Source organism: Deinococcus wulumuqiensis R12 (assembly GCF_011067105.1).
Lineage (GTDB): Bacteria > Deinococcota > Deinococci > Deinococcales > Deinococcaceae > Deinococcus > Deinococcus wulumuqiensis.
Genome location: NZ_CP049357.1, coordinates 1,023,562 through 1,042,364, shown reverse-complemented (window position 1 = coordinate 1,042,364; position 18,803 = coordinate 1,023,562). Strand labels below are relative to the sequence as shown.

The 18,803-nt window shown below is 64.9% G+C and carries 26 protein-coding genes; 16 read left to right on the top strand and 10 right to left on the bottom strand.

Annotated elements, in window-relative coordinates; genetic code table 11:
- Nucleotide 1 precedes the first annotated feature (1 nt).
- Nucleotides 2–937: a hypothetical protein gene (locus tag G6R31_RS05260; RefSeq protein ID WP_017870403.1), complete on the bottom strand. Its 936-nt coding sequence runs from the start codon at nucleotides 935–937 to the stop codon at nucleotides 2–4.
- An 89-nt stretch (nucleotides 938–1,026) separates the two neighbouring features.
- Between G6R31_RS05260 and G6R31_RS05255 the strand changes: the two genes are divergently transcribed.
- Both G6R31_RS05255 and G6R31_RS05250 read left to right on the top strand, forming a co-directional pair.
- The gene (locus tag G6R31_RS05255) at nucleotides 1,027–1,260 is read left to right on the top strand and encodes an RNA-binding S4 domain-containing protein (RefSeq protein WP_017870402.1); all 234 of its coding nucleotides are present in this window, start codon (nucleotides 1,027–1,029) and stop codon (nucleotides 1,258–1,260) included.
- A 20-nt stretch (nucleotides 1,261–1,280) separates the two neighbouring features.
- Nucleotides 1,281–1,835, top strand: a complete 555-nt coding sequence (locus G6R31_RS05250) for a DUF1684 domain-containing protein (RefSeq protein ID WP_025568116.1) — start codon at nucleotides 1,281–1,283, stop codon at nucleotides 1,833–1,835.
- Between the two features lie 150 nt (nucleotides 1,836–1,985).
- On the opposite strand, the gene G6R31_RS05245 is transcribed toward G6R31_RS05250, so the two are convergent.
- Nucleotides 1,986–2,606 (bottom strand): ComF family protein, encoded by a 621-nt coding sequence (locus G6R31_RS05245; protein WP_017870400.1) that lies wholly within the window; start codon nucleotides 2,604–2,606, stop codon nucleotides 1,986–1,988.
- A gap of 243 nt (nucleotides 2,607–2,849) precedes the next feature.
- Here G6R31_RS05245 and G6R31_RS05240 point away from each other — a divergent pair, with 243 nt between their 5' ends.
- Nucleotides 2,850–3,686, top strand: a complete 837-nt coding sequence (locus G6R31_RS05240; protein WP_114671024.1) for a transposase — start codon at nucleotides 2,850–2,852, stop codon at nucleotides 3,684–3,686.
- A 35-nt stretch (nucleotides 3,687–3,721) separates the two neighbouring features.
- Here G6R31_RS05240 and G6R31_RS05235 read toward each other — a convergent pair whose 3' ends face one another.
- On the bottom strand, nucleotides 3,722–4,375 hold the full coding sequence (locus G6R31_RS05235; RefSeq protein ID WP_017872085.1) for a hypothetical protein: 654 nt from the start codon (nucleotides 4,373–4,375) through the stop codon (nucleotides 3,722–3,724).
- Between the two features lie 465 nt (nucleotides 4,376–4,840).
- Between G6R31_RS05235 and G6R31_RS05230 the strand changes: the two genes are divergently transcribed.
- Nucleotides 4,841–5,938, top strand: a complete 1,098-nt coding sequence (locus G6R31_RS05230; RefSeq protein WP_025566572.1) for an N-acetylmuramoyl-L-alanine amidase family protein — start codon at nucleotides 4,841–4,843, stop codon at nucleotides 5,936–5,938.
- Nucleotides 5,939–6,015: 77 nt separating this feature from the next.
- Here the strand turns inward: G6R31_RS05230 and ychF are convergent, their stop codons facing one another.
- From ychF to G6R31_RS05195, 7 genes are all read right to left on the bottom strand, one after another.
- On the bottom strand, nucleotides 6,016–7,119 hold the full coding sequence (gene ychF, locus G6R31_RS05225; RefSeq protein ID WP_017869243.1) for a redox-regulated ATPase YchF: 1,104 nt from the start codon (nucleotides 7,117–7,119) through the stop codon (nucleotides 6,016–6,018).
- A gap of 51 nt (nucleotides 7,120–7,170) precedes the next feature.
- Nucleotides 7,171–8,586: a recombinase family protein gene (locus G6R31_RS05220; protein WP_081608180.1), complete on the bottom strand. Its 1,416-nt coding sequence runs from the start codon at nucleotides 8,584–8,586 to the stop codon at nucleotides 7,171–7,173.
- Nucleotides 8,587–8,661: 75 nt separating this feature from the next.
- Nucleotides 8,662–9,162: a hypothetical protein gene (locus tag G6R31_RS05215; RefSeq protein ID WP_017869241.1), complete on the bottom strand. Its 501-nt coding sequence runs from the start codon at nucleotides 9,160–9,162 to the stop codon at nucleotides 8,662–8,664.
- An 8-nt stretch (nucleotides 9,163–9,170) separates the two neighbouring features.
- A complete protein-coding gene (locus G6R31_RS05210) occupies nucleotides 9,171–9,695 on the bottom strand; it encodes a hypothetical protein (protein ID WP_017869240.1) in 525 nt (174 codons plus the stop codon).
- Nucleotides 9,696–9,720: 25 nt separating this feature from the next.
- Nucleotides 9,721–10,215 carry a hypothetical protein gene (locus G6R31_RS05205; protein WP_017869239.1) on the bottom strand — a complete coding sequence of 165 codons (495 nt, stop codon included), beginning with the start codon at nucleotides 10,213–10,215 and terminating at the stop codon, nucleotides 9,721–9,723.
- Nucleotides 10,216–10,319: 104 nt separating this feature from the next.
- Complete coding sequence (locus G6R31_RS05200; protein ID WP_017869238.1) at nucleotides 10,320–10,781, bottom strand: LexA family protein; 462 nt, start codon at nucleotides 10,779–10,781, stop codon at nucleotides 10,320–10,322.
- Nucleotides 10,782–10,790: 9 nt separating this feature from the next.
- Nucleotides 10,791–11,456, bottom strand: coding sequence for an XRE family transcriptional regulator (locus G6R31_RS05195; protein WP_161617816.1), 666 nt, complete (start codon nucleotides 11,454–11,456; stop codon nucleotides 10,791–10,793).
- Nucleotides 11,457–11,575: 119 nt separating this feature from the next.
- On the opposite strand from G6R31_RS05195, the gene G6R31_RS05190 reads away from it, so the two are divergent.
- From G6R31_RS05190 to G6R31_RS05135, 12 genes are all read left to right on the top strand, one after another.
- On the top strand, nucleotides 11,576–11,827 hold the full coding sequence (locus G6R31_RS05190) for a helix-turn-helix domain-containing protein (RefSeq protein WP_040383957.1): 252 nt from the start codon (nucleotides 11,576–11,578) through the stop codon (nucleotides 11,825–11,827).
- A 237-nt stretch (nucleotides 11,828–12,064) separates the two neighbouring features.
- Complete coding sequence (locus G6R31_RS05185; protein WP_152423440.1) at nucleotides 12,065–12,523, top strand: hypothetical protein; 459 nt, start codon at nucleotides 12,065–12,067, stop codon at nucleotides 12,521–12,523.
- On the top strand, nucleotides 12,520–12,867 hold the full coding sequence (locus G6R31_RS05180; RefSeq protein ID WP_017869234.1) for a hypothetical protein: 348 nt from the start codon (nucleotides 12,520–12,522) through the stop codon (nucleotides 12,865–12,867). The genes G6R31_RS05185 and G6R31_RS05180 overlap by 4 nt, the downstream gene beginning before the upstream one ends.
- An 87-nt stretch (nucleotides 12,868–12,954) precedes the next feature.
- Entirely contained in the window at nucleotides 12,955–13,848 is an 894-nt protein-coding gene (locus G6R31_RS17150; RefSeq protein ID WP_017869232.1) for a Rad52/Rad22 family DNA repair protein, read from the top strand.
- The gene (locus G6R31_RS05170) at nucleotides 13,848–14,369 is read left to right on the top strand and encodes an HNH endonuclease (RefSeq protein ID WP_152423439.1); all 522 of its coding nucleotides are present in this window, start codon (nucleotides 13,848–13,850) and stop codon (nucleotides 14,367–14,369) included. The genes G6R31_RS17150 and G6R31_RS05170 overlap by 1 nt, the downstream gene beginning before the upstream one ends.
- Nucleotides 14,356–14,952: a hypothetical protein gene (locus tag G6R31_RS05165; RefSeq protein WP_017869230.1), complete on the top strand. Its 597-nt coding sequence runs from the start codon at nucleotides 14,356–14,358 to the stop codon at nucleotides 14,950–14,952. The genes G6R31_RS05170 and G6R31_RS05165 overlap by 14 nt, the downstream gene beginning before the upstream one ends.
- A complete protein-coding gene (locus tag G6R31_RS05160) occupies nucleotides 14,949–15,386 on the top strand; it encodes a GIY-YIG nuclease family protein (protein WP_017869229.1) in 438 nt (145 codons plus the stop codon). The genes G6R31_RS05165 and G6R31_RS05160 overlap by 4 nt, the downstream gene beginning before the upstream one ends.
- Complete coding sequence (locus tag G6R31_RS05155) at nucleotides 15,383–16,336, top strand: hypothetical protein (protein WP_152423438.1); 954 nt, start codon at nucleotides 15,383–15,385, stop codon at nucleotides 16,334–16,336. The genes G6R31_RS05160 and G6R31_RS05155 overlap by 4 nt, the downstream gene beginning before the upstream one ends.
- On the top strand, nucleotides 16,333–17,277 hold the full coding sequence (locus tag G6R31_RS05150) for an ATP-binding protein (protein ID WP_017869227.1): 945 nt from the start codon (nucleotides 16,333–16,335) through the stop codon (nucleotides 17,275–17,277). Before G6R31_RS05155 ends, G6R31_RS05150 begins: the two co-directional genes overlap by 4 nt.
- A complete protein-coding gene (locus G6R31_RS05145) occupies nucleotides 17,274–17,672 on the top strand; it encodes a hypothetical protein (protein WP_017869226.1) in 399 nt (132 codons plus the stop codon). Before G6R31_RS05150 ends, G6R31_RS05145 begins: the two co-directional genes overlap by 4 nt.
- Complete coding sequence (locus G6R31_RS05140) at nucleotides 17,669–18,541, top strand: N-6 DNA methylase (RefSeq protein ID WP_152423437.1); 873 nt, start codon at nucleotides 17,669–17,671, stop codon at nucleotides 18,539–18,541. The genes G6R31_RS05145 and G6R31_RS05140 overlap by 4 nt, the downstream gene beginning before the upstream one ends.
- Nucleotides 18,541–18,783, top strand: coding sequence for a hypothetical protein (locus G6R31_RS05135; RefSeq protein ID WP_017869224.1), 243 nt, complete (start codon nucleotides 18,541–18,543; stop codon nucleotides 18,781–18,783). The genes G6R31_RS05140 and G6R31_RS05135 overlap by 1 nt, the downstream gene beginning before the upstream one ends.
- The last annotated feature ends 20 nt before the right edge of the window (nucleotides 18,784–18,803 follow it).

Here is an 18,803-nt window from a genome sequence, read left to right as displayed (position 1 = left end):
CTCACAGCTCGTTGATTTCCGGTTTGAACCCCACGCGCCGAATGTAGTCCAGATACTCGCTTTCGCTCAGCGCCTCGCGTCTGCCGCTCAGGGCCACGAAAAAGGCTTCCAGCACGTTGGTGGCGAAGTTGCGCTTGCCCATGCGCGGCGTGGTGGTGATCAGCCGGGCGACGCCGCGCTCCTGCAGCCAGCTCCGGTCGGCCTCGGTGATGGTCTGGGTGAGCACCGTTTTGCCATGCAGGTCGCGGGGGGCGTAGCGCTTGACGTAGTGGGTGTCTCCGGCAATCACGTCGGCCCAGGCGTAGTAGCGGGTGCCTTTGCCTTCCACGCTGCGTTCCTGCTTCTCGCCGGTCGGATAAAACCAGTCCTGCGGCAGCCGGGTCAGCGCGGGCAGCGCGAGGTGTGCGACCCGGCGCAGCGCCGTGATGGTGCGGATGGGCCGGTTCACGTTCAGCCCGAAAATCAGGTCGCCGTACACCACGTCGGCGCCGTGTTCGGCCAGGGCCTCGGCCATGCCGAAGCGGTCCACCGCGCTGACCATCAGCACGCGCTGGGTGCGCCAGCCGAGCAGCGGGTCGAGTTGCGCCACCGCGTCGCGTTCCAGGGTGTTTTTCAGCCCCGAGCCGTCGAGGACCGGCGTGATTTTGGCGTTCGCCACCAGCTTGCGCACGTTTCCGAAGGTGTAACGCCGCCCGCCCGCAATCACGTACAGGTCGGCCCCGCCCAGGCCGAAGGCGTCCACCCGGCCGTCGAGTTCCCGGAACAGCCGCGCCGCCTGCGCGCTGTCGCCGTCGGTGCCGATGCGTTCGAGGATGAAGGGCTGGCCCAGCACGTTGATTTCCTCGCGGGCGTTGCGCCCCGAATTGCCCAGACTGATGCTCACCACGTGTTTGAAGCCTGCGGGGGCCGGGAGCCAGCCGCTCAGGGGATCGCTCATGGCGGGCATTGTAGGGGCAAAAGGTGATGAGGCACCCCGTCTTGGGCCTTATGCGTCACCCGCAGCGGTCCATCTGCCATGATGCCGCCATGACCGGACCCCTTTCCCGCGCTCCCCAGGGAGCCGCCGAAGCCCAGAACACCATCGACCTTCAGGATTTTCTCAAACTCCGGGGCGTCGTGGAAACCGGTGGCGAGGCCAAATTTCGCGTGCAGGGCGGCGAGGTGCGCGTCAACGGCGAAATCGAGACCCGCCGCCGCAAGAAACTGCGCCGGGGCGACGTGGTCGAGTACGCCGGGCACCGCCTGAAGGTGGAGTGGTGAGCGACCCGGTGAGTAACCCGATGAGCGACCCCATAAGCGACTATGCCGCTGCCGTGAGCGACTTTCGCCGCCGCAAGGACGAGCATTTCGCTGCCGGACGCGGCCCCATCGCCCCCGAGGCCCTGCCCGACTTCCGGGGGCTGAGTTACCACCCGCCCGACCCCGCCTGGCGCTTCGTGCTGCCGCTGGAGGAGGTCCAGGGGGACGCCGCCGCTGCCGAGTTCGTGCTGGACACCAACACCGGCACGCCGCGTTTCATGGCCCGGCTGGGCGAGGTCGCCGTGCCGCTGCCCGGCGGGGAACACCGCCTGACCGTGTTCGCTCCGCTGGGAGAGGAGCACCCTGCCCGGGCCTTCGTGCCTTTTCGTGACCGCACCAGTGGACAGACGACCTACGGTGCGGGCCGCTACATCGACGCCCCGCTGCGCCGTGAGGACGGCGAAACCTGGGTGGACCTCGACTTCAACCTCGCCTACCACCCCTACTGCGCCTACGGCGACGGCTGGACCTGCCCGCTGCCTCCTGCGGGGAACACCCTTCCTGTTCCTGTGGAAGCCGGAGAAAAGCTGCCCTGATAAGGATTCCGATTGAATCTGGTAGTTTCAGATTCAATCCGAGCGGATGCGAGTAGGAAAAAATACGGATTCTGCGATATGGATGCACAGGCGGCGCTTTCCCGACTGTGCAGGAATTAAGCGGAATCCGTATGAGCCGGGCGCGAGCGGCTAGCGTGCGACGACGGCGTATTTCAGGTCGCCCGCTCCGGCGGCGCTGAGGGCGTCGCGGCAGGCCTGCAATGTGTGTCCGGTGGTCAGCACGTCGTCTACCAGCAAAAGCGTCCCCGTTGGCAGCGGGCCGCGCACCCTGAAAGCCCCGGCCAGGTTCGCGCCGCGTTCGCTGGCGTGCAACTTGGCCTGCTGGGCGGTGGCGCGGGTGCGCAGCAGCACGGGCAGGCAGGGCACCCCCAGCTCGGCGGCGACGGCCTGCGCGAGCAGTTCGGCCTGGTTGTAGCCGCGCTGCCGCTGACGCGAGGAATGCAGCGGCACCGGCACGACTGCCGCCACCTGCCAGTCTGCCGGAACACCTCCCGCCAGAGCGCTGCCCAGCGCCCCGGCCACGTCCCGCGCCCCGCCGTATTTCAGCGCCCGGACCGCCCGGCGGAGCACGCCCTGATAGCGTCCCAGCGTGACCAGATGCGGGACGGGGGTGGGTGACAGCGGCGAGTGCTGCTCGGTCCGGGGCCGCAGCCCGGCGCGGCAGCGGGTGCACAGCCCGGCGGCGCGGCCCAGCTGTTCGCCGCAACCGGGGCAAGGGCGCGGGAGCAGGCGCCGCAACAGGTCGAGCATGGGGTGAAGTGTAACGGCCCCCAGCTCAGGTAATACGGATTCCGATTGAATCTGGTCGTTTCAGATTCAATCCGACTTGCAAAGCTGCGCAGCAGAGCGGATGCGAGGAGGAAAAAATACGGATTCTGCGATATGGATGCACAGGCGGCGCCTTCCCAACTGTATAGGCCCGACTGTGCAGGAATTAAGCGGAATCACCTCGGGTGCGGCGCAAGAAGGGGCGAAAAAAGCGAAGCTGGGGTTATGCGAACCAGCCAGCTTCTGGAATATTTTAGCCTGCCCGACCTCTTCACACTGGCCTACGTCCTTGTCGACGACCATCTCCAACTGCTCAGCGCCATGGGAAGCTACCAGCTTCCCATGGCCCGCAACCGTCAGGCCACTCCTTCTGAACTGATCACTATCGCCCTCGTGGGCGACCTTCTTGGTCAGAAGAACAGCGAGACCTGGTTCGCCCTCGTTCGTCAGCTTTACGCCGACCTCTTCCCACACCTCCCCGAACGCAGTCGCTACCACCGCCATTTACTCGCAGCCAGGCATCTCATCGCATCTTTCGGGCTGTCCCTCAGCCCGAAAGATGCAGACATCCTCATTATCGACAGTAAACCCCTCCCCATTGCTCAGGGTGCCCGAATGAAGCGGCCCAGACAGCAGTCAGAAGCAAAAATAGGCCCAGGGAGTATGGGCTGGGTGATGGGCTACAAGCTTCACGGCGTCGTCGACACGCAGGGCTACTTCACGAAGTTTGCCATTGTCGCTGCCAACGAATCCGAGCAGGGCGTGGCCCGTGAGCTGCTCTCTGAATACGAACGCAGCCGCACGCTTGGGGACAAAGGCTACGTCGGGAGTGGCGTGTACGCCAAGTCACGGGAGAACGCGAAGACACCGGTGGCATGGCCACCGGTGCTGGGGAAACTAAGAAAGCGCATAGAATCGGTCTTTTCCAGGTTAGCGAGATGCTGCTCTCTGGGTGAGGTGCAGCTGAATTCCTTCCAGGCCGTCGTAGCCCGCACGTGCCGTGCGGTTGCGGCCCACAACCTGATGCTGCACCTAGAGCGCTACGTGCGTTCAGCAGCTTAGATTCCGCCGCACCCGAGGTGAATCCGTATAAGGGACTACTTCAGGTAGGGGCTGAAGCGCGAGAGGTCGTTCGCTGTGGGTTTGCCGGTGACGCTGGTCAGGACATTTCCGGCGAAGGTGAGCAGCAGTCGGTCACCGGCCTGCCCGCGCGTCTGGCCCAGGCGGGTGCTGAGGTTATACGGCCCGCTGACCACCGCCTGCATGGTGCTGGGGTCGAAGACCAGCGTGGCGCCGCTGAGCGCAGGGCTGCTGGCCCGCACGCCCCCCCGCGCGACCACGAAGCCGCTGCGGACATGCACGGTGACCTGCGCGGCCTGGACATTTTTCATGCGGGCGTCGGAGTAGTTGACGTTGCCCGAAGCGGTGACGACGCCGCTTTTCAGGTCGTAGTTGATCTGGCTGGCGCTCAGGGTGCCGCCGAACTTGGTCTTGACGGTGGCCCCCTGCGCCTGAAGTTGCTCGCCGGGCCGCAGCTGCAAGCGGGCAGCGGTCATGGTCAGGCCGCCCTTGGGGTCGGTCACCGTGCCGCCCTGGGGCATCTCGGTGGCGCCGGTTTCCAGATTGAGGTTCTGGGCGCCTCGCGGGGTCACGTTCAGACCGCCAAACGTTACGGCGCCCGCAGGCAGCGTGCCCAGTGCCAGGGCAGCCACGGCGAACAGACGGGAAAAACGGGCAGAGACGAGATTCATCCTCCCACCCTAGGGGCCGCCCGGCTGAGGGGCGTGAGGCCGTCGGTCAGGTGCGCTTCAGCTTGCGCCCGGGTGCCCGGCCTGGAACTCTTGCCCAGAACCTTCCCATTCCCAGAACCTTCCTATCCGAACCCCTGGGCGAAGGTCTAGAGCAGTTCTCCGAATGACGTGATGCGCGGAACGGCACCCCGCATCACTCCATTCTCTGCTTCGCAGCTTTGCAAGTCCGCCCTGCTCCGTGTTTTGCACTCGCTCTCTTCGAGCTGTCCCAGTCCGCTCGCCAAAAAGACGTAATACGGATTCCGATTGAATCTGGTAGTTTCAGATTCAATCCGAGCGGATGCGAGTAGGAAAAAATACGGATTCCGCGATATGGATGCACAGGCGGCGCTTTCCCGACTGTGCAGGAATTAAGCGGAATCCGTATAACGTCTTTTTGTCAAATGTTCTAGACTCGGCCCCGTCGTGAATTGGCGTCTTTTTCTGTCGGTCGCAGTTGCCCTGTGGTTCTCGCTCGCTCTGGCGGCGCCCCGGGTGGGCACCCACCCTGGCTACACCCGGCTGGTGTTCGACCTGCCGGGTACGCCCGTCGTCCGGGTCCAGAGCAGGAAAGTCACTCTGCCTTACCTCACCCTGCGCCTGAACACCCTGCTGCGGGCCGAACGCGGCACCCTCAAGGCCCCCGGCGTGGTGGCGTACTCGGTGGCGGGCAGCGCCGTCAACGTGACGTTCGCGCCCGGCTACGGCAATCCCAAGATTCAGGTCGTGCCCCGCCAGGGCAGCCTGCCGCAGCGGCTGGTCATCGACGTGGTCCGGGTCGCTCCGCCCAAACCGGCCCCCAAGCCCGCCGCCAAACCGGCCCCCAAACCCAAACCGGCGCCCCGCCCCCGCGTGGTGATCGACCCGGGGCACGGCGGCATGGACCCCGGCATGGTCAGCAAGTACCTGCGCGAAAAGGACGTGACGCTGAGCGTGGGGCTGCGGGTGCGCGAGTTGCTGCGGGCCAAAGGGGTGGACGTGGTCATGACCCGCACCACCGACACCCACCTCAGCGCCAGCAAACGCACCGACCTCGACGCCCGGTCCAACCTGGCGCGGGCGGGCACAGTCAGCGCGTACATCAGTATTCACGTCAACGCGGGCAGCCCGGGGTCACGGGGCGTGGAAACCTACTACTTCGGTCAGCCCCTCAGCAGCGACAAACGCGCCCTCGCCATCCAGGAAAACGGGGCGGGCAGCATCGGCCAGGAGCTGACGCGCAAGGCGGCGGACACCGCTCAGAATCTGCTGGGCGACATTCTCTCGCAGGCCAAAGTCAGTTTTTCCAGAGACCTGGCGAGCAAGATTCAGGCCAGCTTGGTGCAGCAGACCGGGGCACCGAACCGGGGCGTACACACCAACACCTTCTACGTGATTCGCAACCCCAACACGGCGGCCATCCTGACCGAAATCGGCTTCGGAAACAGCGACAGGGAAGGGCCGCTGCTCGCCACCAAGGCCTACCAGGAGAAGGTGGCGCGTGGGATTGCCCAGGCGATTCTGGCCTTCCTGCATTTGAAGTAGGCCAGTTTCTATTGGGCAGCACAAAGGGGAAGGGGCGCTCCCGGCGTGATCGGGGCGCCCCTTTCTCCCGGCTGCATCTACATGTTGTGCAACACGTTCATGATGTCGCCGTCCTGCATCACGTAGTCCTTGCCTTCGGTGCGTACCCAGCCCTTGGCCTTGGCCGGTGCCCAGCCGCCCGCCTCGACCATCTTCTGCCACTCGATGACTTCGGCGCGGATAAAGCCGCGTTCGAGGTCCGAGTGGATTTCGCCTGCCGCTTCGGGGGCCTTTTCGCCCTTGCGAATCGTCCAGGCGCGAACCTCCTTCTCGCCGGAGGTGATGAAGGTGATCAGCCCCAGCGTCTCGTACCCGACCTTGACGAGCTGGTCGAGGCCGCTTTCCTCCACACCCAGGTCGTGCAGGAAGGCGGCGGCTTCGTCCTCGGGCATCTCGGCGAGTTCGCCCTCGATCTGGGCACTGATCTTGACGACCTGCGCTCCCTCGGCGGCGGCGTACTCGCGGACCTTTTGCACGTACTCGTTGTCGCCGGTCAGGTCGTCCTCGCCCACGTTGGCGACGTAGATGACGGGCTTGGTGGTAATCAGGCCGAAGTCCTTGGGAATCTTGCCCTCATACTGTCCGGCGCGGGCGGGCTTGCCTTCGTCCAGGACTTTCAGAATGGCTTCGGCGAGTTCGAGCTGCTCCCTGGCGTCCTTGTCGCCGCCCTTGGCCTTTTTCTGGAGGTTCTGCGCCCGCTTTTCCAGCCCGGCGAGGTCGGCCAGAATCAGTTCGGTGTTGATGGTCTCGATGTCGTCGAGGGGATCGACTCGGCCCGCGACGTGCACCACGTTGCCGTCCTCGAAGCAGCGCACGACGTGGGCGATGGCGTCCACCTCGCGGATGTTGGCGAGAAACTGGTTGCCCAGCCCTTCGCCCTGCGAGGCCCCCTTGACCAGTCCGGCGATGTCCACGAACTCGACGAAGGTGGGAACGATGGGCGGCACGCGCTCGCCCTTGGTAAAGACCCGGCTCAGGGCGCTGAGGCGCTCGTCGGGCACGGTCACGCGCCCCACGTTCGGCTCGATGGTGGCGAAAGGATAGTTGGCGGCCAGCGCCCCGGCGCGGGTGATGGCGTTGAACAGGGTGCTTTTCCCGACGTTGGGAAGACCGACGATTCCTACAGCTAATCCAGAACCCACAAAGATTCCTCCTTATTTCTGCGTGCGCTCTGGCACGGCAACCTCAGCAGTTTAAGGGATGTTCAGGCTCAGGCGCTCGGGGCCGTGTGGCCCGACGTACAGCCGCACGTCTAGTGCCGCCAGCAACTCCCGTCGCTGCGCGAACGTCAGCCCCCCACCGCGCAACGCCGACGCGAACTGTGCCGCCTGCACCGCGTAGTTGGGCGCAGGTCGGGCAGGCCGGGGACCGTACTCCGCCCGCAACTGCTCCAACTCGGCCACATAAGGCGCGGCGAGCCGCTCGGCCACCGACTGCGGAATCTTCCCGGCAGCGAAGGGTTCCCAGGCCCGGGCAATGGCGTCTTCCAGCTCGGAGACGCGGGCTGGTGGGGGAGAGACCGCAGGTTCAATCGGTGGCGCGACGATCTCGGCCAGCAACGCTGGGTCGGTCAGGTGCTCCACCAGGTAGAGCCACCAGAGGTCGTCGGCTTCGCCGGTCGGCCAGTTGCGACTGTTCGCGCACGGTTGCTCGAGGCCCTGCCGCGCTGCCTCACCCCGCCGGGAGCGCCAGCAGCGATAGTAGATGTACTGGCCGTACTTGGTCTTGTGCCCGTCCCGCCCGATAGACCCGCCACAGTCTGGGCAACGCACGTGCCCGGCCCACAGCAGCGAGGTGTCGCGCGGCCCTGGCTCGCGCTTGCGCAGGGCACGCTTGACCTGTACGCGCTCGAACTGCTCCTTGGTGATGATGGCCTCGTAGCGCACGGTGATGCCCTGAAACACGGCCTCGCCGGTGTAGCGACTGTTGCTGAGGATGTTGTTCAAGCTGGTGGTCGCCCACCTGCCGCCCTTCGCGGTGGGCAGGCCCTCGGCATTCAGCACCTGCTGCATCCTGGCTTGGCCCATCGTCTCCGCAAGGTCGAATACGCGGCGGATGATGGGTGCTACGGCGGGGTCCGGCGCAGGCAGCGTGGAGCGGCCCCGCTGGTCACGTTGCAGGACGTAGCCCCAGGGCACGTCGCCGTGCGGCCAGAGTCCGTGAATGGCCGCCTTCGCCCGTTTGCCGCTCACCAGCTGGTGGACGATGTTCTGGTAATCGCTCTCGGCGTCAGCAGCGTCGCGCAGGAAGTATTTCCAGTTCCGGGCATCTCGCAGGTTGCCAAGCCCCGCAACGTGGACGGTGCCGCCGCGCTGGTGGATGGTCCGGGCAATGCCGACGATGACCTCGACGTGTCGGCCCACGCGGTTTGGGTGGCTGAAGATGAAATTCAGGCCAGGCCGCTCGCGCAGCAGGGCGTAGTAGGCGTTCTCGGCAGCGCGGGCATGGTTGGCGCCGCTGACCGATTCCTCCAGCCAGTCGATGATGTCCAACCCTGCCCGCTCAGCCTCGCGTTCAATCTCCTGGCGTTGGCGATCCGGGCCGTATTGGTCCGCCTGCTGGTCGGTGCTGACGCGGATGCATCCAATGGCAGCAATGGAGGGAGTCACTGAGGAGTTACCTTGCCGGAGGGCAGGCGGCGCAGGCCGGGGGGGAGAGCAGGAGGAGGGCGAGGAAGAGGCGCCTCACTCGCAGTTCCCAATCGTCCGGAAGCCCTGCATGAAGCCCTTGACCGGGAAGGTGAGCGTCATAGAGGACATGCTGTTGCGGTTGACTCGGGCCACCACCTTCATTCGGGCCGTGGCGAAGGTCTGGAACAGCGCCGGGCTGTCGTACTTGAAGTCGAGCACGCTCAGTTTGCCGGTCTTGGTGTCCTCGCGCAGAGTGCCTTCTGCCGTTCGCAGCCTGTTGTCGTCGGCACGGTAGAAGAACAGCACCTGTTCACCGGCGCGGCTGCCGAGGCTGGTCTTGCTGTAGAAGCGGAAGGTGGCGTTCCCCAGGTCACAGACCAGCGCCATGTAGGTCTTGCCGCTGGTGTCCTCGGTGGCGTCTACGAAGACCATACTGGCGCTGCCGCCGGTCATGGCATCCTGGGCGATTTTGTACGACACCTTGGTGCCGGGAATGCTGCCCGCACCGGCAGAGGCGAAGAGGGACAGACAGGCGAGCAGCAGGGTCTTTTTCATAGTCAGCCTCACTTCACGCAGTAGTTGAGCCAGGGGGCCGCGCCGGGCTGCCCGCTGCGTTGCAGGTGAACGGCGGTGAAGAAGCTGCCGTCCTTGGTCACATTGCGAACAAAAGTGGCGTCCAGCGGCCCGAAGCTCTTGGTGGTGCTCCGCAGCAGCGTGCGGTTCTCGCGGGTGAGCCAGGCGGCCACCGCGTCCCCGCGCTCCTGGCTGATGTTGAAGCACTTGCTGGCGATGCGGGTGACGTTGGTGGCGAGCAGGTCCACCTCAGCGGCGCTCAGGCGGTCCTTGAACGCGAAGACGCCCACGCGGTTCAGTCGCCCCTGCGAGGTCTGACCCATCGCGGCCACGCCGAGCGGCAGGTAGGTCAGATCACGGGTGCGTTTGTTTACCACGACGATGCCGTCTTCGACCCGGAGCTTGCCGCCGCTGCCCTGCATGTACTCCTGAAGGGACGTGGCGGCCTGAGCCGAGCTGAGGGTGGCGAGGGCAAGCAGGGGCAGCAGCTTGTGCATCGGAAACTCCTTGGTCATCAGAGTTGGGGACTCCAATCAAAGGTCAGGTCGGTTGAAAAGTCCAGAAGACCGCTTCGTAAGATCCGCCAACTTGCTTTAGCGAGCATTTGGCGCCCAAGTAGTTGAAAGATCCGAGACCGCCTTCCTCATTGAGATCGCGCTCTGCTTCCTTGAGGCATGCGTTCATCTGGCTTAGGGAGTAGGTCGCTCCCATAGATTCCTTGATGAAGGACTGAACCACCTTGGCATACTCTGGGGGGAGCGGATACGCAGCAACACGGATACTTGTCATGTTGGCTTGGCCGTCTGGAGAACGAGTCAAGCTGATGATCGCCCCGGACTTTTTTAGACTTAGGTCAAAGTTGGTGACGTAAGCGTTGTGATACTCACTATATTCCCTAGTGGTTTTTTTCAGAGTACAGCCGTAGGTTTTACAAAAACCGAATTTCTGGATTTGCATTTTGCTTCCCAAGATAGTTGTTGCCCCAGCAAGACCAGATATGGCCACGGCAAAGATTGGTATCAGCAGCCTCTTCATTCTTATCCCTCCCATACCGCGAGAACCTGCGTCCAGTACTGAAAATCCGTCAAAAAACAGGGCAAAAAAATATGCCTTTTTGAATCCCGCCTAGGGCACCTCCCTCAGTTCCACCCTTTCCAGCCGACCTTCTCCCACGTCCGACCATCGGTGCTGTAGGCATAGACCCGCCCCAGGCGCCGAATGCCTGCTGAGAGCGGCAGCGGCTCATACGCCGGGTTGTCGCTGTGCATCGAGGGCCGCCCCTTGTGCAACCCGTAGCGCTTGGTGACCATCGTGCCGTCGTCCAACTGGAACGCTCCCAGGTGCCCGTCGTGGGTCAGGGGGTCCCGCGTGTCCACCAGTACCCAGCCGCCGTCCACCAGACCGCTGCCGTCCTCCCGGGTCATGCTGTCGCCCGTCACCCGGAACACCGCCATGCCGAACCGCCGCAACTGCACCGGAATCGGCATGCGCCGACGCGCCAGGAACGGTTCGGCCTCCAGAGGTCGCCCCGCGCTGACATACCCGCAGATGGGCGCGGTGCGGGGGAGGGGACGTTTTCTCAGGAAGTAGGTCTGGAACATGGTCGTCTCTCAGTTCAGGTTGGGGTCGTAGTCGCTGGCGACGGATACCACTCGGCCCACCACGCGGGCTTCGTCGGCGGGTATGTCCTCGAAAATGCGGTTCTCGGCGCGGAACACAGCGCCCAGCCGGGTCACGGTGTAGAGACGAACATGGGGGCCGTCCTCGTCGGTGATGACGTACACGCGCCCCTCGTCCAGTTCGGTGTCGTTGAGGTCAACGTGCAGGATGCTGCCGGGGCGAATGCTGGCCCGCGTGGTGCCCTGCATTTCCTCGGTGTCGGCCCGCAGCAGCAGCGGGCGCACGATGCCTGGGGCCACCGCGTCATGGTCCACTGGGGCGCCGGGGCGCGAGGGGTCCAGGGCCGCGTCGAGCGGGTAGACATCGGCGCTGCCTTCTCCCACCAGCTCCAGTTCAGCCAGGCCAAAGTCCACGCCGGTGGCCCGCTGCATGTCGAGCAGGGTCCAGTCGAGGGCGCGGGCGAGTCCAAGCAGCTTGCCAAGAGTCAGCCCCATCAGCTCTTTAGAGCCGCGCTCGATGTCCGAGTAATAGGACTGCGACATCTCAGCCCGCTCAGCGACGACCTCCTGCGAGAGCTGAAGCTGGGTGCGGCGCAGTTCGATTGCAAGCGCCCATTCCGGCTTTCTCTTCCTTAGAGGGGTGGGAGGTCTAGTCATCGGGATAGCCATAACCATGATGGTGGTACTACGCGCATGGTAGTTAATCCGTTCCCGATATCCAAACGAAATAATGGTCAGAGTTCTTGCCTTCTGCCATTATTATGGTAGAGTAAGGCATGACCGATATGACGTTTGGGCAATTTGTGGCCCAAGAACGCAGTGCCCAGGGGTGGTCACAGGAAGAGTTGGCCGAAAAAGCCGCACTCAGTACCCGTGCCATCTCTGCCATAGAGCAAGGGCAGGTCAAGGATCCTCGAATCAGCACGGTTCGTGCTTTGGCCCGTGCCTTCGGGGAGTCTTTTTTTGCTGAGGCTTATCACTATTTCGATAAGCGCCGTACTCCCGCCCAGGAGGATTCCACCGCATGAACCCCCCGCTTGCCCCCGCAACCGTGTTGGTCACGTACATGCCCGATCCCCAGCGCCGTCGTCGTCTCTGGGACTTGATTGCAGGGGTGACCGGAGACGAGCCGGAAACTCCCAATCCCACTCCGCCCGCGCTTCAGGCGCGTCAAGAGCAGGCCGAACCGGACACGGCGGCCTGAAAAAAAACACATCCCCCGCTTCACAGCCGGTGCAACGGCTCAGCGGGGGAGAGGAGATCGAATGAACTGTACCGCAAGACCCACCCTCGTGACCACCCCCCCGCCGCTTAAGACGGTGCTGGAAACGGTGGTCAATGCGTTCGAGAAGGACGCCTACCCGCTGGCCCTCACCAGCAAGCTCGGCAAGCGCCGCATGTTCCGCCACCGCGCCTGGGCCGCGCCCGACTGCGCCTGCCCCGGCTGGCTGCGGATTTTTGTCACGCCCGGCTGGATCACCCGCACCCCGGCGGGCAACCAGAAGGTCAGCCGCATGTTCATCTGTGAGGAAGGCGAGCTGGACCAGACCCTCGCCGAGATTCAGGAGCGGCACGGTGTCCACCTCTGGTTGGCACCGATCAACTTCCCGCACACCCCGAAGGTCGGCAACTGGTTTTACCGGGGCGTCTCCCGGCACAGCCGCGTCAGGCTGGCCGACGAGCTGCCGCAGTGGCGCGGCGTCCTGAAGGCGGTGGCCGCATGACCCGTGACGAGCTGATCCGTCAGGCGGCGCACCTGCTCGAGCTGGCCCGGCAGCCCGGCGAGCCGCTGCCCCTCGGTGCCCTGATCGACCACCTCATCGCCCCGCAGCCCCGGCCTGAAGGCGTCAGCGAGAAGGCCCACCTCGCGGCGGAGCATGACCGCGCCCGCGAGCTGGGGAGCCTGCTGTTCAGTGAGCACGTTCGCGTCTTCCGCGAAGGCAACGCCCGCTGGGATGCCTGGGAGAACGCCCCCGGCGGCCTGATCGAAAAACTGAGCCGCTTCGAGGCGACCCAGACCGGGCTGGCCGACTGGCAGTTGGAAGAAGCCCTCGGGGGTCGCCGGTGAGCGCCGCCCTGGTCGTCGTCGTGTTCCTGCTCGGAGCGGCCCTCGTGTACGCGCTGTGGCAGGTGCCCCGTCAGGTGGAGGATCGCCGTGAAGCTGAGTGACATCAAGAAGCGTCTGGAATCGCCGTTTCCCGCCCACGTCGTGACGTGGAAGCCCGGCGCGATGAACAAAGAAAAGACCCGCGCGCTGATGATGCCCTTCGTCGACGCCCGCGCCGTCATGGACAAGCTCGACGCCATCTGCCCCGACAACTGGAGCTTTGACGCCGCCGAAGTGCCCGGCGCCAAGGTGCCCACCGTGCGCGGCACGCTGACGGTCCTCGGCGTCTCGCGCACCGACTTCGGCGAGGGGGACCCCAGCAGCGACGCCGGGAACTCGTACAAGGCGGCGTGCAGTGACGCCCTGAAGCGCTGCGCGGTCCACTTCGGCATCGGGCGCTACCTCTACGACCTGCCGAAGCAGTGGGTGGAGTGGGACGAGCACAAGCGCCAGCCCCGACAGGTCCCGGCCCTGCCCGACTGGGCGCGGCCCGACCACGAGCGCAGCGCGGGCGGCGCCCACCTGTGTCAGGCCATCGAGCAACTGCGCCACGAACTGCCCGAAGACGTGGACGCTCAGCGCGAGGTCTACAAGCACCTCAAGGCCGCGCTGGGCGCCATCCACCCGCCGCGCCTGGAGGCGTCGGGCCGGGAAGCCGAATCGGAGGGCGACTCAGTGTCGCCTGCCCTTACTGATCCGGCCAGCGGCGGCGTGAGCAAGGCGACCAAGCAGCGCCTCGCGCAGCACGTCACCCGCCGCTGGAACCTTGACCGCGCCAGTCGACTGGGCTTCGTGACGTGGCTGGCCGAGCGGGAAGAAGTCCTCACCTCCACCCAGCAGCTGACCGAGGCCGAGGCGCAGCGCGTCCTGGCGCGGCTCACCGCCCCGGATTCGGCGGCGCTGTTTACGCAGTGGAGCGGCGGCGCGAGGGCGGTGGCCTGATGGCTGAGCTTCCCCTGCACGGCAAGCGGGGGGAAGGGAAGGTCGCCCTGTGCGACGACGCCGACGTGGCCTTCCTTTCCCAGTACCGCTGGCACCTGAGCAAGAACGGCTACCCCCGCACCCGGATTCCGGAAGCGGGCACGGCGGGCCGGGTGCGCGACATGCACCAGCTTCTGACCGACGAGCGCGGTCAGCGTTACCGCGATCACGTCAGCGGCGACAAGCTCGACAACCGCCGGAGCAACCTGCGGGCCTGCACCCAGCAGGAAAACTCCTTCAACCGCGCCCGGCACAAGAACAACCGCAGCGGCTACAAGGGCGTCACCCGCTGGAAAGGCCAGTGGCGGGCGACCATCACCAAAGACGGGGCGCAGCTCTACCTGGGGCTGTTCCCGCATCCGGTCCTCGCGGCCATCGCGTACAACGCGGCGGCCCTGGCGCTGTTCGGGCCGTTCGCCCGCGTGAACGTGTTGCCGCTGGTCAGCGTCGCCGAGGAGGTGGCTGCTGATGCCGCGGACTAAACGCCAGTCCGACCCGATGTTGCCCCGGCTGCTGGAAGAGATGTTCACGGCCAGTGTCGAGCGCAAAGCCGCCGTCCACCGGAAGCTGATGAGCGGCCTGCACGTCAAGGTGGCGCTGCGCGGCGAGAAGCGCCAGGTCATTCTCTGGCGCGACGGTGAACGCCTGCCCAGCCGCAAGGAGTGCGAAGTCATCGCGCGTGACGCTGGCTTCCAGAATCCGAAGTACCGCCTCTGGAAGTGCCAGGAATCCGACGAGGCATTCCTGCTCACCGAAGGGCCGCAGATCTCGACGCCACTTGTTCCTGTCCTTGCGCCCGCTGCGGCCCCTGTTGCTGTGCGGGAAGCGCGGGAGGGAAGTGAGCTGCGTGGTGAAGTCTGCGGGCTGTGCCGACACGGGCAGGGGGACGAGTACGGCCTGATCGCCTGCACGCTCGGCTGGGAGGCACATGACGGTCTCTGGAGCGAGATCAAGAAGACCTGGGCCGTCATGGGGCACGCCGGGGTGCCGGTGCCGCTGCTCTCTCCCCAGTGCCGCTGCATGGCGGTGGGCGGGCGCTGGGTGCCGAGGACGGTGGCCGCGTGACACGACTCGTCAGCCACCAAGAGATCCTCCGCAATACCATTCCGTTCGACTACCCCGTTGTGCGTGGAATTTATTTCCTGCTTGCTCAGCGGCAGATCGTGTACGTCGGGCAATCCATCAATTGTCACAACAGAGTGCGTATGCACTTGGCGGACAAAGACTTTGACAGCTATGCCGTCCTTCCTGCCACACCGACAGATGATCTGAACACGCTTGAGGCCCTCTACATTCTGCGTTTTCGGCCTGGATACAACTTGGCTCTGCCCACCACACTTCTGCTTATCTCGGCCTACTCGCTGAAACGCAAGAAGGTTTCCCGCTTTCTGTTGCGGAAATTGACCGACGACGGGGTACTTGAGCCAGTCGTTTTCCAAGGCGTGACTTACTACTGGCGCGCCGAGATTGAGGACGCCGTGGAGAGGGGGTTATTGTGAGCTTCAGCCCTCCCAATTACACCCAGACCCCCAATGAGCTTTTCGCCCTTCAGAAGCTGATGAAGGAAGCGGAGCTGCGCGTCACGCTGGTTATTGTCCGGGAAACCTTCGGCTGGAACCTCGGCGGCCACGCTGCGGCCCTCTCGCTGCAGAACCTGATGAATGAAACGGGAATGTCGAAGCAGGGCGTTCTCAATGGCGTTGAGGCTGGTCGTCAGCGCGGCACCATTCGGACGGTCAAAGTGGGCAAAGAGGTGTACTACGGCCTCTCGGTCAAAGACGTCATCGTGCCCCAGGAAGGTCAACTTAGTAGACCCAAAACGGTCAACTTGGTGGACTCTGACGGTCAACTTAGTGGACCCATCGCAAAACCCAAAGGTCAACGAAGTGGACCCAAACGGTCTACTAGGTTGACCCAAACGGTCAACGAAGTAGACCCAGATGGTCAACGTAGTAGACCGACGACACCTGTTTTTGACCGTCCTGAAGGGCAGATTTCGGCGTCTAAAGACAATGAAAGACAGGAAAGACAAGAAAGACAAGACGTCGTCTATGTCGAGACTGAGGTGTTTGAAGGGAAGATTCCCGCTCCCGAAACGGCCCCCTCGACTCAGGCTCCTGTCCAGGTTCCCCAAGGCCCCTCGAACGCTGGTGAAACCGACGCCCCGAGCACTGAAGATGTTCCGCCCGCCGCCGCGCCGCTGGACGCGCTGCGCCAGGCCCTCTCGCCCTGGAGCGCCGACAAGCTCATCGCCGAGCGCGTTGCACGCCAGGGCGAACGCGGCTGGCAGTCGCTGAGCACTGAACGCATCCACGAACTGCGTCAGCAGGCGTTCGACAAGCGCGGCAACCGCTACCGGGGCGACCTGTGCGCCCTGCTGGACACCGAGATCACAAAAAACAACCACGCGAACGGCACCGACGCTGCCGAAAAGGACTGGCTGGCATGACCACGTTTGAGCCGGATTTTGCCGAGATTCTCCCCTTCGCCCAGGCCCAGCTGAAGCAGGCCCGCGCCAATGACCTCGCCCTGAACCCTGGCCCCTTGCCGCTGCCCGACCTCACGGAGCAGACCGCCGACGCCCTGGACGCAGTGACGGCCCCCACCTCGCCCGCTGAGAAGTTTCTGGCGATGGTCCCACGCTCCGAAGTCGCCGTTCCCGCTCCCGCTTCGGAGTGCGGTGACCCGGAGTGCTTTGACGGCTGGGTGGACTCCCCCGAGGGTGCCCGGCGCTGCCCGCGCTGCGCGGCGCAGGCCCAGACCCTGAAGCTGGCCGAGCAGTACGCCCGCGCCGGGGTGGAGGGCAGCCTGTACCACCTGACCTGGGAGGACGTGCGCCTCCGGCACGAAAGCTGGCGGCTGGTTCGCGCCCTGGGCCGAAGCATCCGCGACGTGATGCGCGACTGCTTGAGCGTCGCCATGGTGGGCGAGCGGGGCCGGGGCAAGACCCAGGCCGGGGTGCTGCTCGCCAAAGATGCGATTGAAGCCGGATACAGCGCCCTGGTGACCGACTGGGCCGAGTGGGTGGACGAGGTGCAAAGCGACTACACCCGCCGGGTCAGAACCCAGGCCGAACACGTCACGGCCCTGACGACGCCTGACCTGCTGGTGCTTGACGACGTGGGCGCGGCGGCTTCGGCGGCGGGAGACCTGGAGCGCAAGCTGTTCACCCGTGTCATCGGTGCCCGCTACAACCGCCGCAAGCCGACCATCATCACGGCCAACCTCAGCAAGAGCGAGTTGCAGGCGGCGATGGGTGAGCGGGCCTTTGACCGCATCGAACACGCCTGCGCCTGGGTGGTCTTCAATGGGCCGTCCGAGCGGGCCGAGGTTGAGCGCAACCGGGTACAGGACACGCTGGAGCGCATTCGCCGGGAGGCGGGGCTGTGAGCGGGGTGGACACGAAGGCCCTTTGGGACCTGCTGGATTCCCTGGGACTCGACATCATCAACATCAACGTAGACCGCCAGCAGCAGGGCTTGGAAGTTACGGTGGACGAAGGGGAACTGCTGGCACATGGCGTCCAGATCCTCATTCGTCAATTGACGCGGGAAAGCCAGAAGTTCGATGCCCTCTCCAGCGCCTACGCTGCCCTGCGCCGCGAGCACATTACGGCCCTGGTCAGGCTGCACCGAGCGCACGGCGTGGTGTCTGCGGCAGCCCTGCGCCACAAGGACGAGAAGCTGGCAGCGCTGGCGCGTGATGAGCTGCGCGGCCTGAACAAGCTCGACGCTGAGGGGAAAATCCCGCGTGCAAGCGAAGTCCTGAAAGGGGCCGGGCTGTGAGTCGCCTTCTTCGCAACATGCAGCGGCAAAAAGCCCAGGCCGAGCTTGACGGCGGCTGGATGGCTGACCCGCTGCGCCTGCCCTTCATGCGGATTCTGGAGGAGGTCAAGCACCTGGGCCTCTCCGAAGCCTTCCGGATTCTGGTGACCTGCGGGGCCTGCGCCCTGACTGCCGGGCAGCAGGAGGAGCTTTACCTCGACACCATCCGGGGCGTCAGACGCGAAGACCTGGACGTGATTGTCCGGGCCTTCGGTCAGCTGCAACTCGATATGGAGGACCGCCCCTTCCGTGACCTGCTGGGGCCGACGTACATGGCGATTGCCCACAAGCTCGACCGGGACGCGCGTGGGGAGTTCTTTACCCCGCACTCGCTCTGTTACCTGCTGGCGAAGATGCACCTCGGAGACGACCCCCGCGAGGTTATGACGCCGGGAGAAATCCTGACCTGCAATGAGCCTGCCTGCGGGTCGGGCGGCATGATTCTGGCCTTCGCCGAGGTGCTGGTGAGTGGCGGCGTCAGTCCCATCCACATGCGCTGGGTCGCGCAGGACCTCAGCGCCTTGAGCTGCTACGCGACGTTCGTGAACACCACGCTCTGGGGGATTCCCGCGCAGGTCATCTGCGGAAACACGCTGAGCCTGGAGACCCGCTGGACCTGGAACAACCATTTCTGGCATCAGGCCCGGCCCCTGCCCGAGCAGCCCACCCAGGCCGAGGAGTCCCGCCTCGTGCAGCTGGTCGAGGCGTTCCGGGCGCTGCTCGCGGGCGAGAAGCCGGACGTGCCGGAAGCTGCCCCGAAGCCGGAAAAACCTCAACCCGCTGCGCCTTTCGGGGCGGAGTTCGGACCGCTGTTCGGGGGTGAGTGGTGATGGAGTGGACGTTCGTCCGAATTCACCCCCACGGTCAGCTTCATTTCACCGCGGACGGCAAGCGTACTCACTGCTCCCTACACCTGCGCGACAACAGCGTGATCGCCACCCCTGACAACCCTGAGAACGAACCTCACTGCCGCCGCTGCCTGCGCTGGCACGGGATTTACCACTACTTCCTCACTGAGTTCGGGGGCGACATAGAAGCCGCCCGCGAACAGATGAAACACACCAGCTACTAAGCCCTCTCACCGGGGGCTGG